The organism is Pseudomonas sp. TH49 (assembly GCF_016650625.1).
In the GTDB taxonomy this organism is placed as follows: Bacteria; Pseudomonadota; Gammaproteobacteria; order Pseudomonadales; family Pseudomonadaceae; genus Aquipseudomonas; species Aquipseudomonas fluorescens_H.
Genome location: NZ_JAEKFL010000002.1, coordinates 1,172,760 through 1,186,143 on the forward strand (window position 1 = coordinate 1,172,760; position 13,384 = coordinate 1,186,143).

A 13,384-nucleotide genomic window follows, 5' to 3' on the forward strand; every position below is an offset into this window, starting at 1 on the left:
GCCGAGCGGGAGCAAGCTCCCTCGCCACAACATCTTCAGGGCGTCAGCTATTGAGTTTGGCCATCTGCCAGACCCGGGCGATGTCAGTCGCACGTTCACGCAACAAACGCGGAGCCTCGGCGCAGGCCTGTTCAAGGGTCATCGGGCCGCTGGTGACGGCGAATGCGCCGTCGATGCCGTGCTCGTAGAGTTCCTGATAACCCTCACCCAAGGTGCCGGCGATGACGATTACCGGGACATTGTGTTGCTTGGCGATTCGCGCCACGCCGAACGGGGTCTTGCCGCGCAAGGTCTGAGCGTCGAAGCGGCCTTCGCCAGTGATCACCAGATCCGCGCCACTAACCGCTTCGGACAAGCCTACCAACTCGGCCACCACTTCAACGCCGGCCTGAAACTGCGCTCCGAGAAACGCCTTCGCCGCAAAGCCCAATCCACCTGCCGCACCGCTGCCCGGTTCATCGCGAACGTCCTTGCCCAACGCTTGCGCGCAGAGCTCGGCGAAGTGTCCCAGCGCCTGATCCAGTTGTTGTACCTGTGCCGGTGACGCGCCCTTTTGCGGGCCGAAAATGGCCGAGGCACCGTGCGGCCCGCACAGCGGATTGTTGACGTCGGCGGCGATGTCGAAGCGCACCTGCTTCAGACGTGGATCAAGTTCACTCAAGTCCAGTCGCGCCAGTTGCGCCAATGCCAGACCGCCCGGCACCAGCGCTTGGCCTTGCGCATCGAGCAATTTCACCCCGAGCGCCTGCATGGCGCCGGCGCCGCCTTCGTTGGTGGCGCTGCCGCCGATCGCCAGAATTACCCGTTGCGCGCCGGCATCCAGCGCGGCGCGAATCAGTTCACCGGTGCCGAAGGTGCTGGTGATACAGGCATCGCGCTGCCCCGTAGGCACTAATTGCAAACCACTGGCCTCAGCCATTTCGATGATCGCGGTGTGATTGTGCGGCAGCCAGCCCCATGCGGCGTCGACCGGCGTGCCCAGCGGCCCGCGCACCCGGGTGCGGCGCAGTTCACCTTCACACGCGGCAAGAATCGACTCCACTGTGCCCTCGCCGCCGTCGGCCATTGGGCATTTGACCAATGTCGCCTGCGGCCAGACTTGCGCCAGCCCCAGCGCAATGGCCTCGGCAACGCCTTGGGCACTCAGGCTGTCCTTGAACGAATCGGGGGCGATGACGATTTTCATGCGAATTCTCCAGTTCCAATGCTCATCATGCTGCCAGTCGGCATGCGCATTGACGCCTGTCCGCTGCACAAGCGGGGGTGGCGATTGTTGTTCATTTATACAAAAGCCCAGCGAGATATGCGCTGGATGTACCGGCCTCTTCGCGAGCAAGCCCGCTCCCACCCTGGAATGCGTTCCTCCTGTGGGAGCGGGCTTGCTCGCGAAGGCGTCGGTGAAAACACCCGCTCAGCCCGGATCAGTCTGCGGCAACAACTGCACGCCAAGGTACAACGCCAGCATCCCGTCCAGCCGCAACGGATCAACCCCGCTCAACTCGGCAATCCGCTCCATCCGGTAACGCAGGCTGTTGCGATGAATGCCCAGCGCATCGGCGCACGCCTGGCTCTGCCCATCATGCTCACACCAACTGCGCAGGGTCGCGAGCAACTGGCCGTTGCTGTCCTTGGCGATGACCTTGCGCAACGGTTTGAGCAATTCATCCAGCGCATCATCGTTGCGATGGCGCCAGAGCATCACCGGCAAGCGAAAGCGGTTGAGGGTCAGCAAGCGCGAGTGCGGCAACACATCCCGGCCATAGGCAAGCAGATCGCCGACCCGCCGATAACAGCGGCGCAACCCTGCCAACCCGTCCGCCTGCCCGCCAACGGCGATGCGCAGAATGTTCCAGCCCAGGCCATCGAGCTTTTCCAGCAAACGATCATGCTCAACCGTCTGACCCGCCGGCCGACACCACAGCAGCGATGACTTGGCGGAACTCACGCACCAGCTGTCCGGGTAGCGCGAGGTCAGCCACGCGCTCAACGCCTCGACGGTCTGCCCCGGCCCGTGCTCCAGACCCAGTTCGAACAGATACGGCACCCGGGTCAGTTGCGGCTTGAGGCCCAGCTGCTGCGCCTCATCGACCAAGCGTGGCGAGTCCCCCGCTTCGCTCAACAGCAACGCCAGCAGGTCATCGCAACGTTGCCGCCGCCATTGCTGTTCGGCCTGCTGATTGCGCTGGCCGACCAGCATTTCGGCGGTCATGCGCACCAACTCGGCGTAGGTGCGCAGTTGCTCCGGTTCGCCGGTAATGCCAAGCACACCGATCAAGCGCTGATCGAGCAACAGCGGCAGGTTGATCCCCGGCTGCACACCTTTCAGATGCACAGCGGTTTGCGCGTCGATCTCCACCACTCGCCCGTTGGCCAGCACCAGTTGCGCACCTTCGTGGCGGGTGTTGATGCGCTCCGGCTCACCACTGCCGAGGATCAGACCCTGACTGTCCATGACGTTGACGTTGTAGGGCAAAATGGCCATGGCCCGGTCGACGATATCCTGGGCAAGATCGTGATCGAGTTCGAACATAACGACTAGAATCCTTCAAAACAGGCGCGGACGGTTGTTCACCCGCACAGGGTCTGGCGGCAAACCCTGTGCTCAGGCACAAAGACAATCCGGCCACAGGTGGCCGAGACTCTCAGGGCGATCAACGTTAACCTGTGCATCGCAAAAAATCATAATAAAGAGAGAGCCGCCATGTCGCAGAGCGCCGCAGCTACCCAGACCATCGACGCCGGTAAAAACGCCGTCTACAAACGCATCACCCTGCGTTTGATTCCCTTCATCTTCATCTGCTACCTGTTCAACTACCTCGACCGGGTCAACGTTGGCTTCGCCAAACTGCAGATGCTCGACGCGCTGAAATTCAGCGAAACCGTGTACGGCCTCGGCGCCGGAATCTTCTTCATCGGCTACGTGCTGTGCGGTGTACCGAGCAACCTGGCGCTGACCAAATTCGGTCCGAGACGCTGGATTGCCGTGATGATGATCACTTGGGGCACGCTGTCGACCTGCCTGTTGTTCGTCACCACGCCGACCCAGTTCTACACCCTGCGCCTGTTTACCGGTGCGGCCGAAGCCGGGTTCTTCCCGGGCGTGGTGCTTTATCTCTCGCAGTGGTTCCCGACGTTCCGCCGTGGGCGGATCATGGCGCTGTTCATGTCGGCGATCCCGGTTTCCGGCCTGCTCGGCAGTCCGTTTTCCGGCTGGATCCTCAACCACTTCGCCGCCGGGCAAGGTGGACTGGCGGGCTGGCAGTGGATGTTTCTGCTGCAAGGTATTCCGACGGTCATCCTCGGCGCCCTCGCCTATTTCCTGCTGAGCGACAGCTTTGCCAACGCCAAGTGGCTAAGCCCGCATGAACGCGCGGTGCTTGAGGCGGACCAGGCCGAAGACCTGGCGAACAAGCCGAAAACCACCTCTGACTCGCTGATCGCGGTGTTCAAGAACCCGGCGATCTGGGCCTTCGGCCTGATCTACTTCTGCATCCAGAGCGGCGTGTACGCGATCAACTTCTGGCTGCCGTCGATCATCAAGAACCTCGGCTTCAGCGACAACCTGGTGATCGGCTGGCTGAGCGCGATCCCGTATCTGCTGGCGGCGGTGTTCATGCTGCTGGTGGGGCGTTCGGCGGACTTGCGCAAAGAACGTCGCTGGCACCTTGTTGTGCCGATGCTGATGGGCGCCATCGGCCTGGTGATTGCGGTGAATTTCGCCGCCAACCCGGCCATCGCCATCCTCGGTCTGACCATTGCCACCATGGGCGCGCTGACCGGTCTGCCGATGTTCTGGCCGGTGCCGACCGCGATGTTGAGCGCGGGCGCGGCGGCCGGAGGTCTGGCATTGATCAACTCGATGGGGCAGATGGCCGGTTTCCTCAGCCCGTACCTGGTGGGTTGGGTCAAGGACAGCACCGGTTCGACCGATGCGGCGTTGTATCTGCTGGCGGGTGTGATCGTCGGCGGGAGCTTGCTGGCGCTGCGCATGACGCGCACGTTGCGGGCGTAAACACGCTGCGATCTTTTTTGCCCTTGTTTATTGCAGGCGGATTGCTCAGCCGATAATTCACTTTGCCCCGTGGGATGCTTCTGGTATTTGATTGGAGTTTTCCCACCGACAAAAGGATTTCGGCATGAGCTACCGCACACTGGGGCACTCGGGGTTGCAGGTGTCCACCCTCACTCTCGGCACGATGATGTTTGGCGAGCAGACCAGCGCAGAGGATTCGCTGCGCATCATCCACAAGGCCTGGGATCAGGGCATCAATTTTATCGACACCGCCGACGTCTACACCAACGGCCGTTCGGAGGAAATCGTCGGCGAGGCGATCGCCCGACACCGTCACGAATGGGTGCTGGCGACCAAGGTCGGATTCGGCCCGGCGGACGGCGTGCCGAACCGCAGCGGCTTGAGCCGCAAGCACATTTTCAATGGTCTGGAGGCCAGCCTGACGCGCCTCGGCACCGACTACCTCGACATCTATTACCTGCACCGCGAAGACCACAATACGCCGCTGGAAGTCACCGTGTCGGCGATTGGCGATCTGATTCGCCAGGGCAAGATTCGCTACTGGGGCCTGTCGAACTATCGCGGCTGGCGCATTGCCGAGGTGATTCGTATCGCTGACCAGTTGGGTGTCGATCGCCCGGTGATCAGCCAGCCGCTGTACAACATCGTCAACCGCCAGGCCGAGACCGAGCAGATCACCGCTGCGCAAACCTACGGTCTCGGTGTGGTGCCTTACAGCCCGCTGGCCCGCGGCGTGCTCAGCGGCAAATACGCACCCGACGTGACCCCGGACGCCAACAGCCGCGCCGGGCGCCAGGACAAACGCATTCTGGAAACCGAATGGCGGGTGGAATCGCTACGCATTGCCCAGCAGATTCAGCAATATACCCAGGGCCGTGGCGTGGGCATCGTCGAGTTCGCGATTGCCTGGGTGCTGAACAACAGCGCCGTGACTTCGGCGATCGTCGGCCCGCGCACGGAACAACAGTGGGACGCGTACACCCAGGCGCAAGCGGTGAAGATCACCGCGGAAGATGAAGCGTTCATCGACTCGCTGGTGACACCGGGGCATGCGTCAACGCCGGGGTTCAACGATGTGAGCCATTTTGTGTCGGGTCGTAAACCGCATCAGGCCTAAACGCTTCGCGAGCAAGCCCGCTCCCACAAGGGATTATCGCCGGATGCAAACCTGGTATTCGACACCCATTCACTGTGGGAGCGGGCTTGCTCGCGAAAGCGTTGGCCCCGTCACTAAAGATTTGGAGTCTGCCCCTTCTTCGCGAGCTGAGTCACACCCACAGGTTTTGTGCTTATCTTCAAGATGTGGGAAATATTGATCACTCGGCCAATATTCAGCACAAAAACCACGTATCCTGCGCGCCCTGTTTGATCACCCACCCGCGAGGACAGTTTGTCTAAAGGTATCGCTCTATCGGTTTCAGCCTCGGTGCTGTTTGCCGTCATGTATTACTACACCTCGCTGCTCACCCCGTTGAGCGGCGTAGAGATTTTCGGCTGGCGGATGCTGCTGACGGTGCCGTGCATGACCGTGTTCATGCTGGTGTCCGGTGAATGGCGGCGGGTACTGGAGCTGCTGCGGCGGGTTGCGGGCTATCCGAAGCTGATCGGCGGCCTGATCGTTTCGGCCGGTTTGCTCGGCGTGCAGTTGTGGCTGTTCTTGTGGGCGCCGCTCAATGGCTACAGCCTCGACGTGTCGCTGGGTTATTTCCTGTTACCGCTGGCGATGGTGCTGACCGGGCGCATTGTGTACGGCGACAGCCTGTCGTACCTGCAGAAAATCGCGGTGTTCTTTGCAATCCTGGGTGTGGCGAACGAGTTGTATCAGGTCGGCGGATTCTCTTGGGCGACGCTGGTCGTCGTGGTCGGGTATCCACTGTATTTCGTGCTGCGCAAACGCCTGAAGACTGACAACCTTGGCGGTCTGTGGGTCGACATGACGCTGATGCTGCCGGTGGCCTACTGGTTTGTGCGCGGTGGCGAGCAAGGCTTTGGCGTGTTCGATCAGTATCCTGGCTTGCTCTGGCTGATTCCCCTGCTCGGCCTGATCAGTGCATCGGCGCTGGTGGTCTACATCATTGCCAGCCGCTTGTTGCCGTTCAGCCTGTTTGGTTTGCTCAGTTATGTGGAACCGGTGCTGCTACTCGGTGTGGCGCTGTTGCTCGGTGAAAGCATCAAGGCCGGCGAGTGGCTGACTTACATTCCGATCTGGCTGGCCGTTTTGGTGCTGATCTTCGAAGGCTTCAAACACCTGATGCGGCAACGCCGCCCTTAAAAGCAACACAAAACTACTGTGGGAGCGGGCTTGCTCGCGAAAGCGTCAGGTCAGTCAACAAAGACCTTGAACGAAAGACCGAATTCGCGAGCAAGCCCGCTCCCACAGTTTTGCTGACGCAAAAAAATCCCGGCTGTGCATGACTGCAAGCCGGGATTTTTTCATTCTAGTGGCGGATTACTCGGTGGTCAGCACACCACGACGCACCTGATCACGCTCGATCGATTCGAACAGGGCCTTGAAGTTGCCCTCGCCGAAACCATCATCGCCCTTGCGCTGGATGAATTCGAAGAATACCGGGCCCATCAGGGTTTCCGAGAAGATCTGCAGCAGCAGGCGCTTGTCGTCCGGGTTCGACGAACCGTCGAGCAGGATGCCCCGCGATTGCAGTTGATCCACCGGCTCGCCGTGATTCGGCAGGCGGCCTTCGAGCATTTCGTAGTAGGTGTCCGGCGGCGCGGTCATGAAGCGCATGCCGATCTTCTTCAACTGATCCCAGGTCTTGACCAGATCGTCGGTGAGGAACGCCACGTGCTGGATGCCCTCGCCGTTGAACTGCATCAGGAACTCTTCGATCTGCCCGGCGCCCTTGGACGACTCTTCGTTCAGCGGGATGCGGATCATGCCGTCCGGTGCGGTCATCGCTTTCGAGGTCAGGCCGGTGTATTCGCCCTTGATGTCGAAGTAGCGGATCTCGCGGAAGTTGAACAGCTTCTCGTAGAAGTTGGCCCAGTAAGCCATGCGCCCGCGATACACGTTGTGGGTCAGGTGATCGATGATCTTCAGGCCGGCACCGACGGGGTTGCGATCAACGCCTTCGATGAACACGAAGTCGATGTCATAGATCGAGCTGCCTTCGCCGAAACGGTCAATCAGGTACAGCGGCGCACCGCCGATGCCTTTGATCGCTGGCAGGTTGAGTTCCATCGGGCCGGTTTCGATGTGGATCGGCTGGGCGCCGAGTTCCAGCGCGCGGCTGTAGGCCTTTTGCGAATCCTTGACGCGGAACGCCATGCCACACACCGACGGGCCGTGTTCGGCCGCGAAGTACGAAGCGACGCTATTGGGTTCGTTGTTGAGGATCAGATTGATCGCGCCCTGACGGTACAGGTGCACGTTCTTGGAGCGGTGGGTTGCGACCTTGGTGAAGCCCATGATCTCGAAGATCGGCTCCAGGGTGCCAGGAGTCGGCGATGCGAACTCGATGAACTCAAAGCCCATCAGGCCCATTGGGTTTTCGTATAAATCTGCCATGGTGACGCCTCATCATTCTTATCAATTAACCAGGGTTATTTGTCAGTAATGCTGAGATCGCTGGGTGGTGCGCAGGAGATGCCTCGCACACTGCGGGCGAGGAAGTCACCGTAGATCAGTTGAAACCCGAATATCTTCATTGTCGACCCAAGGCTCTTGCGGGCGAGGCTTCTGCTGCCAGAAGACGATTATTATTGTATGCGTAACCCGATTCTACACAGCGTAAATAGGGTTGTCTGCCCTCTCTATAAAATCCGCCTTTTCCGCATCGGTGCAAGGGGTTTGTTGCACAGGTAAATCCCCACCAGCACCAGGCCGCCTCCCAGATACAGGCTCAACGTCAGTTGTTCGCTGAGTAGCAGCGCGCCGAGAACCACGGCTGTCAGCGGATTCAGGGCGATGAACACGCCGGAACGGGTCGCGCCGATTTTGCGGATACCGTCGTAGTAGCCGATGTAGGCCAGCGCCGAGCCGAGCACACCCAGGTAGATCAGGCTAAACCACTGCGGCGCACCGAGGCTGATCAATGCGACCCAGCTTACCTCGCCGCGCAACGCCGCCAGCGTCCAGAGCATCACTGTGCCGATCATCACGGAAAGCGTCACGGTCTGCACCGGGCCGAGTGACTGGTTCAGCCCCCGTGAAAACAGCGAGTAAACGCCCCAACCCAATACACAACCAAGAATGAACAGATCGCCGATCCACGCGTCAGGCGTCGCGGCAAGCAATTGCGGATTACGGCTGACGATCACCAGGCCAGCGCCAGCGATACAGATCGCAATACCGGCGACTTTCATCCGCCCCATGCGCTCCTTGAACAACAACCACGAGGCCAGACCGATCACGGCCGGATTCAACGCAACAATCAACGAGGCCCGTGAAGCGTTGATGTATTGCAGGCCATAAAAGAAGCACAGGTTATAGAAGAAAATCCCGAAGAACCCCAGCAACAACAGTTGCAGCCATTGCCGGGACGTCGGTCGTGCCAGCGGGATGCGCGCCAGCCACAGGAACCCCAGCAACGCCGCACTGGCGAGCAGGAAGCGCAGGCTGGCGGCGAACAGCGGGCTGAGACTGCCCGCCAGAAAACGCCCGGCGACAAAGGTCCCGCCCCAAATCATGGTCACCGCTGCCAGAGTCAGATAAACCGGCCGCTCGGAGGTCGTTGCGTGGATTTGCTCGAGGTTGCGCATGATGCTCCAGGTAATGCAGCTGGAAAGATGGCGTATCATTCACCTCATTTAACCTCATCGTAAAATGAGCAAATACTCATGACCCTCACTCAACTGGAGATCTTCTCGCTAGTCGCTGAACTGCGCGGTTTCACCCTCGCCGCCCATCGTTTGGGAATTTCGCAGTCAGCGGTGTCGCACGCGATGAAGTCGCTGGAGGAGGAATTGGGCGTCGAACTGCTACACCGCCATCAGTCGCAAGTCGAACTCACCGACATCGGCGAGCAATTGCTCCAGCGCGCACGGGCCATGCTTGGTCTGGCCAACACCCTGCGTCAGGAGGCGGCCGATGCGCGGGGCATGAAAAGCGGCACGTTGCGCATCGGTTCGTTCGGCCCGACGTCATCGATCAAGTTGCTGCCGACGATTTTGCAGCGCTATCGCCAGGCGCATCCGGGCATTGAAGTGCACATTGATGAGGGGCCGGACAGGCAGGTTATTCAGTGGTTGGAAGAGCGGCGGATCGACATCGGGTTTGTGGTGTTGCCTCAGGAGCGTTTCGACACTTTTGCCTTGGCAGAAGACCAGATGGTTGCCCTGCTGCCAGCCGATCATCCATTGGCAAAACGCACCGCGCTGAGCCTCAAGGATCTGTGTGCCGATCCGTTTGTCCTGACCGAAGCCGGTTCATCGGAGCTGGTTTCGCGCCTGTTCACTGCCGCGCGCCTGCAACCGAAGATCCGCTATCGCTGCTCGCAATTGCTCAGCACCCTGGACGTCGTGGGCCGGGGTGACGCAATTACCGTCGTGGCCGAATGCTCGTTGCCGGACGATGCGACGCCGCGTTACGTGAAGAAGCCGCTGGTACCCGCCGTGCAACGCCAGATCGGCCTCGCCGTGCTCGATCAACGTCAGGCTTCGCCGGCGACGTTGGCCTTTATCGAACTCGCCACGCAGCTCAACTCGCCTTGAGCAGCGCAAGCGCCAACGGCCATCTATCATGCCTCTTGACTCCGCGGTGTTTCACAGGCGCGCCGTTGCCAGGGCTGCATTCGAGAGTTTCCCCTTCCATCGCAACAGGATGTGCCCATGCCGTTGACTGTCAGACCCCGCCGCAAACGTAGCGTGCGCATGATTGTGACCCTGCTTTGCGTCCTGCTGCCGGTGCTTCTGGGCACAGGGATTCTGTATATGCAAGCCGAGCGCACCTTGCAGCAGAGCACGCAAAGCACCGCCGATGAGGCGTTGCGTCAGGTCGAACTGATGCTCGACAACACCGCCCAGGCCGCCAGCGATCTGCTGCCATTGGCCGGCCAGCCCTGCGACAGCGTCAAACTGGCGTTGCGTGAACAGGTGACCCGTCGGCCTTTCGTGCGCTCGACCAATCTGGTGTGGGACAACAATCTCTATTGCAGCTCGCTGTTCGGCGAGTACAAGGAAGCCGTGAACCCGGGCGACTACACCCAAGGCAAGCTGTGGTTGATGAATGGCAATCCCGTTACGCCCAACACCGCGCTGCTGGTGTATCGGCTCAGCGAAGGTCGCGGCGGCGCGCTGACCACGCTCGATGGCTATCACCTGAGCAACGTCCTGCGCCTGATTGGCCGACAGACGCTGCTGTTGCTGCAGGTTGGCGACAACTGGCTGTCCGCCGATGGCAAGGTGCATCAAGGCAACCTGCCGCCGTTGCCGGTGGCACAAAGTATGTTGGTTTCTTCGCGCTATGCCTTCAGCGTCGCCGCAGGCTTCCCGCAGGGCGAAACCTGGCGTTATATGGCCGACGAATACCCGCCGCTGTTCAGCCTGCTGATTTTTTTCGGGATCATCTCGGGTGCTATCGGCCACGTCCTGCAGCGGCGCTCCACCTCACCCAGCCATGAAATGCTGCGCGCTCTGGAGGCAGGCGAGTTCATCCCTTATTTCCAGCCAGTGGTGCATGGCGACAGTAAAAAGTGGTCCGGCGCTGAAGTGCTGATGCGCTGGAAACATCCGAAAGAAGGTCTGGTGCGCCCGGACATGTTTATCCCGTTTGCCGAACATTCGGGCCTGATCGTGCCCATGACCCGCGCCCTGATGCAGCAGACTGCCGCCCTGCTCGGCCCGTTGTCTGCAGGTTTCAACAAACCGTTTCACATCGGTATCAACATCACCGCCAGTCACTGTCACGATCTGCAACTGGTCGAAGACTGTCGCGAGTTTCTCGCTGCGTTCGCGCCCGACAGCATCAGCCTGGTGCTGGAGTTGACCGAGCGTGAGCTGATCGAGCCGAGCGACATCACGCACCAACTGTTCGAGCAGTTGCATACGCTGGGTGTGATGATCGCCATCGACGACTTTGGCACCGGGCATTCAAGCCTGGGTTACCTGCGCAAATTCAATGTGGACTTTCTCAAGATTGATCAAAGCTTCGTCGCGATGATCGGGATCGACGCATTATCGCGACATATTCTGGACACGATTATCGAGCTCTCGGCCAAGCTCGATCTGGGTATTGTTGCCGAAGGTGTAGAAACTCAGGCACAGGCTGACTATCTGACTGCACACCACGTCAACTTCCTGCAGGGCTATCTGTTCGGAAAACCCATGCCCGGCGCCGACTTCATCGATGCATTAAGTCACCATTAACTAAAAACAAATTAACCCCGGCGCTGCGGTCGGACGCACCAAATTGATACAAAACACCACTGTTGTTACATGACGACAAGATCAGGATTTACTCTTGGCGCATTAACTACTACAATTTTTTCAGCCTGTGCAAGATTGGCAGGTGAGCCATTATCACCGAGTCGCTTCAAGGCTCTTGGCTTATAGCTTTGTTTGCGGTTGGTATCAGCCAAACACACTATTGGAGTAAAGATATTGTCCAGACTCGCTGAATTTCGTGCAGCTGAAAAGGCCCTTCAGGAACAGCTCAAGCAGCTGGAATCGCTGAAGAACGATGCCGGGCTCAAGAAAGAAATCGAATTCGAAGAAAAGCTCCAGGGGCTGATGAAAACCTACGGCAAAGGCCTGAAAGACATCATCGCCATCCTCGATCCGAACCCGTCCAAGTCCGGCTTGCAAGTGTCCGCCGCACCAAAAACCCGCCGTGCTCGCGTGGTCAAGGTTTATCAAAACCCGCACACCGGTGAACTGATCGAAACCAAGGGCGGCAACCACCGTGGCCTGAAAGCCTGGAAGGAACAGTACGGTGCAGCTACCGTTGATTCCTGGTTGCGCGGCTAATCTTGCGTCAACAAACAAGCCCTGCTTTATGCGGGGCTTTTTTTTCGACAATATCTAACAAAAGCAACGATTTCCCCCGCGCTAGTTATCAATCCGCCTTAACACACACAAGCCGCGAGGCTAAACATTTTGCGCCGGAATGTTGCAACCGTAATCGCCGCTAAACTTTGTGCTTAATTCCTTCGGGTATCTAAACCGGACGGGGTGCAAACAGACGCTTAAAGTTTCAAGCTGCTTCTCACTGCGACTATTTCCTCGGCGCTTGCCTTATAAACCTCGGCCTGCCCAGCGTAAGAAAGTACATAAGCCTTATCCGCTGCGGCCGCAGCAACCAAAGTTTGCGACAACACATGTCGACCGTTTTCAGTGATCGTGCAGGTGGTTTCCTGCGCGTCCAAAGAGCCGAGCTTCGCCGGGTGTACCTTGTTGCAAACACTCTGATAGCCGCCCTGGAAGAAATCCTTCTGTATCGATTTGCGCATTTCCAGCAGAACGCCCGCCACATTGACCTGGTGACCTGCCTCCACCTGAGTCATGGTCAACTCCATCACCATGACCTGATTGCCGTCGGTGTCGGTTTTCACCGCGCGCTGGCGCGAAACCTGAGGGGCTTGATCGGGCAGCGCCTCTACTTCCCAGCCAGCAGGCCAAGTGATGCTCGGCTGGTCCGCCAGCGCAGGAGCGGCAAGCAAAGACGAGAAAAGGCAAACGAACAGCGCTTTGAACGGTCGGATCATTACCAGAGGCACTCGCAGATTGAGCTGCAAAGTCTGAGGCCCGGCCGTCCACAGAGCAAGCCGCGCATTCGGTTTGGCGATGCCGCCCCGCATGCGTATCATTGCGCCCATTCACTCGCCCCATTGTTACGGAGGGCCTATGAGCCTGCACGAACTGAACACTTTCCCCGGCGTCACCGCCACTCCAGACAGCGCAACCCGCAACTTCGTCTTCAACCACACCATGCTGCGCGTGAAGGACATCACCCAGTCGCTGGACTTCTACACCCGCGTACTGGGTTTCTCGCTGGTGGAAAAACGTGATTTCCCGGAAGCTGAGTTCAGCCTGTACTTCCTCGCACTGGTCGACAAGGCGCAGATCCCGGCCGACGCTGCTGCCCGCACCGAGTGGATGAAGTCGATTCCCGGCATCCTCGAACTGACCCACAACCACGGCACTGAAAACGATGCCGACTTCGCCTATCACAACGGCAACACTGACCCGCGCGGTTTCGGCCACATCTGCATCTCGGTTCCGGATATCGTTGCGGCGTGTGCACGTTTTGAAGAACTGGGCTGTGATTTCCAGAAGCGTTTGACCGATGGCCGCATGAAAAGCCTGGCGTTCATCAAGGACCCGGATGGCTACTGGGTTGAAATCATCCAGCCTGCGCCGCTGTAACTGACTGCATAAAAAGCCCGCTCCTACAAT

At 59.3% G+C, this 13,384-nt stretch carries 12 protein-coding genes; 7 read left to right on the forward strand and 5 right to left on the reverse strand.

Going from position 1 to position 13,384, the window contains the following annotated elements; all coding sequences use genetic code 11:
• Positions 1 to 43: 43 nt before the first annotated feature.
• Complete coding sequence (locus tag JFU48_RS22770; protein ID WP_201137742.1) at positions 44 to 1,186, reverse strand: glycerate kinase; 1,143 nt, start codon at positions 1,184 to 1,186, stop codon at positions 44 to 46.
• 225 nt (positions 1,187 to 1,411) lie between these two features.
• Entirely contained in the window at positions 1,412 to 2,530 is a 1,119-nt protein-coding gene (locus JFU48_RS22775) for a sugar diacid recognition domain-containing protein (protein ID WP_201137743.1), read from the reverse strand.
• A gap of 171 nt (positions 2,531 to 2,701) precedes the next feature.
• Here JFU48_RS22775 and JFU48_RS22780 point away from each other — a divergent pair, with 171 nt between their 5' ends.
• The 3 genes from JFU48_RS22780 (at position 2,702) to rarD (ending at position 6,305) form a co-directional block, all read left to right on the forward strand.
• Positions 2,702 to 4,012, forward strand: coding sequence for an MFS transporter (locus JFU48_RS22780; RefSeq protein WP_201137744.1), 1,311 nt, complete (start codon positions 2,702 to 2,704; stop codon positions 4,010 to 4,012).
• A 124-nt stretch (positions 4,013 to 4,136) separates the two neighbouring features.
• Positions 4,137 to 5,150 carry an aldo/keto reductase gene (locus JFU48_RS22785; RefSeq protein WP_201137745.1) on the forward strand — a complete coding sequence of 338 codons (1,014 nt, stop codon included), beginning with the start codon at positions 4,137 to 4,139 and terminating at the stop codon, positions 5,148 to 5,150.
• A gap of 273 nt (positions 5,151 to 5,423) precedes the next feature.
• Positions 5,424 to 6,305, forward strand: a complete 882-nt coding sequence (gene rarD / locus JFU48_RS22790) for an EamA family transporter RarD (RefSeq protein ID WP_201137746.1) — start codon at positions 5,424 to 5,426, stop codon at positions 6,303 to 6,305.
• A gap of 177 nt (positions 6,306 to 6,482) precedes the next feature.
• Here the strand turns inward: rarD and hppD are convergent, their stop codons facing one another.
• Together hppD and JFU48_RS22800 are read right to left on the reverse strand one after the other, a co-directional pair.
• Positions 6,483 to 7,559 (reverse strand): 4-hydroxyphenylpyruvate dioxygenase, encoded by a 1,077-nt coding sequence (gene hppD, locus JFU48_RS22795; protein WP_003224634.1) that lies wholly within the window; start codon positions 7,557 to 7,559, stop codon positions 6,483 to 6,485.
• A 245-nt stretch (positions 7,560 to 7,804) separates the two neighbouring features.
• Positions 7,805 to 8,752: a DMT family transporter gene (locus JFU48_RS22800; protein WP_201137747.1), complete on the reverse strand. Its 948-nt coding sequence runs from the start codon at positions 8,750 to 8,752 to the stop codon at positions 7,805 to 7,807.
• A 78-nt stretch (positions 8,753 to 8,830) separates the two neighbouring features.
• On the opposite strand from JFU48_RS22800, the gene JFU48_RS22805 reads away from it, so the two are divergent.
• From JFU48_RS22805 to JFU48_RS22815, 3 genes are all read left to right on the forward strand, one after another.
• Positions 8,831 to 9,703 carry a LysR family transcriptional regulator gene (locus JFU48_RS22805; RefSeq protein WP_201137748.1) on the forward strand — a complete coding sequence of 291 codons (873 nt, stop codon included), beginning with the start codon at positions 8,831 to 8,833 and terminating at the stop codon, positions 9,701 to 9,703.
• Between the two features lie 117 nt (positions 9,704 to 9,820).
• Entirely contained in the window at positions 9,821 to 11,356 is a 1,536-nt protein-coding gene (locus JFU48_RS22810) for an EAL domain-containing protein (protein WP_201137749.1), read from the forward strand.
• 234 nt (positions 11,357 to 11,590) lie between these two features.
• Complete coding sequence (locus JFU48_RS22815; protein ID WP_003224630.1) at positions 11,591 to 11,956, forward strand: histone-like nucleoid-structuring protein, MvaT/MvaU family; 366 nt, start codon at positions 11,591 to 11,593, stop codon at positions 11,954 to 11,956.
• A gap of 218 nt (positions 11,957 to 12,174) precedes the next feature.
• Here the strand turns inward: JFU48_RS22815 and JFU48_RS22820 are convergent, their stop codons facing one another.
• Positions 12,175 to 12,693 (reverse strand): DUF4946 domain-containing protein, encoded by a 519-nt coding sequence (locus tag JFU48_RS22820; RefSeq protein WP_201138520.1) that lies wholly within the window; start codon positions 12,691 to 12,693, stop codon positions 12,175 to 12,177.
• Positions 12,694 to 12,832: 139 nt separating this feature from the next.
• Here JFU48_RS22820 and gloA point away from each other — a divergent pair, with 139 nt between their 5' ends.
• Positions 12,833 to 13,354: a lactoylglutathione lyase gene (gloA, locus tag JFU48_RS22825; RefSeq protein WP_003224626.1), complete on the forward strand. Its 522-nt coding sequence runs from the start codon at positions 12,833 to 12,835 to the stop codon at positions 13,352 to 13,354.
• Positions 13,355 to 13,384: the final 30 nt, after the last annotated feature.

Coding starts and splice junctions, on each gene's coding strand:
- JFU48_RS22770 (WP_201137742.1), bottom strand. CDS start 1,186: ATGAAAATCGTCATCGCCCCCGATTCGTTCAAGGACAGCCTGAGTGCC.
- JFU48_RS22775 (WP_201137743.1), bottom strand. CDS start 2,530: ATGTTCGAACTCGATCACGATCTTGCCCAGGATATCGTCGACCGGGCC.
- JFU48_RS22780 (WP_201137744.1), top strand. CDS start 2,702: ATGTCGCAGAGCGCCGCAGCTACCCAGACCATCGACGCCGGTAAAAAC.
- JFU48_RS22785 (WP_201137745.1), top strand. CDS start 4,137: ATGAGCTACCGCACACTGGGGCACTCGGGGTTGCAGGTGTCCACCCTC.
- hppD (WP_003224634.1), bottom strand. CDS start 7,559: ATGGCAGATTTATACGAAAACCCAATGGGCCTGATGGGCTTTGAGTTC.
- JFU48_RS22800 (WP_201137747.1), bottom strand. CDS start 8,752: ATGCGCAACCTCGAGCAAATCCACGCAACGACCTCCGAGCGGCCGGTT.
- JFU48_RS22805 (WP_201137748.1), top strand. CDS start 8,831: ATGACCCTCACTCAACTGGAGATCTTCTCGCTAGTCGCTGAACTGCGC.
- JFU48_RS22810 (WP_201137749.1), top strand. CDS start 9,821: ATGCCGTTGACTGTCAGACCCCGCCGCAAACGTAGCGTGCGCATGATT.
- JFU48_RS22820 (WP_201138520.1), bottom strand. CDS start 12,693: ATGATCCGACCGTTCAAAGCGCTGTTCGTTTGCCTTTTCTCGTCTTTG.
- gloA (WP_003224626.1), top strand. CDS start 12,833: ATGAGCCTGCACGAACTGAACACTTTCCCCGGCGTCACCGCCACTCCA.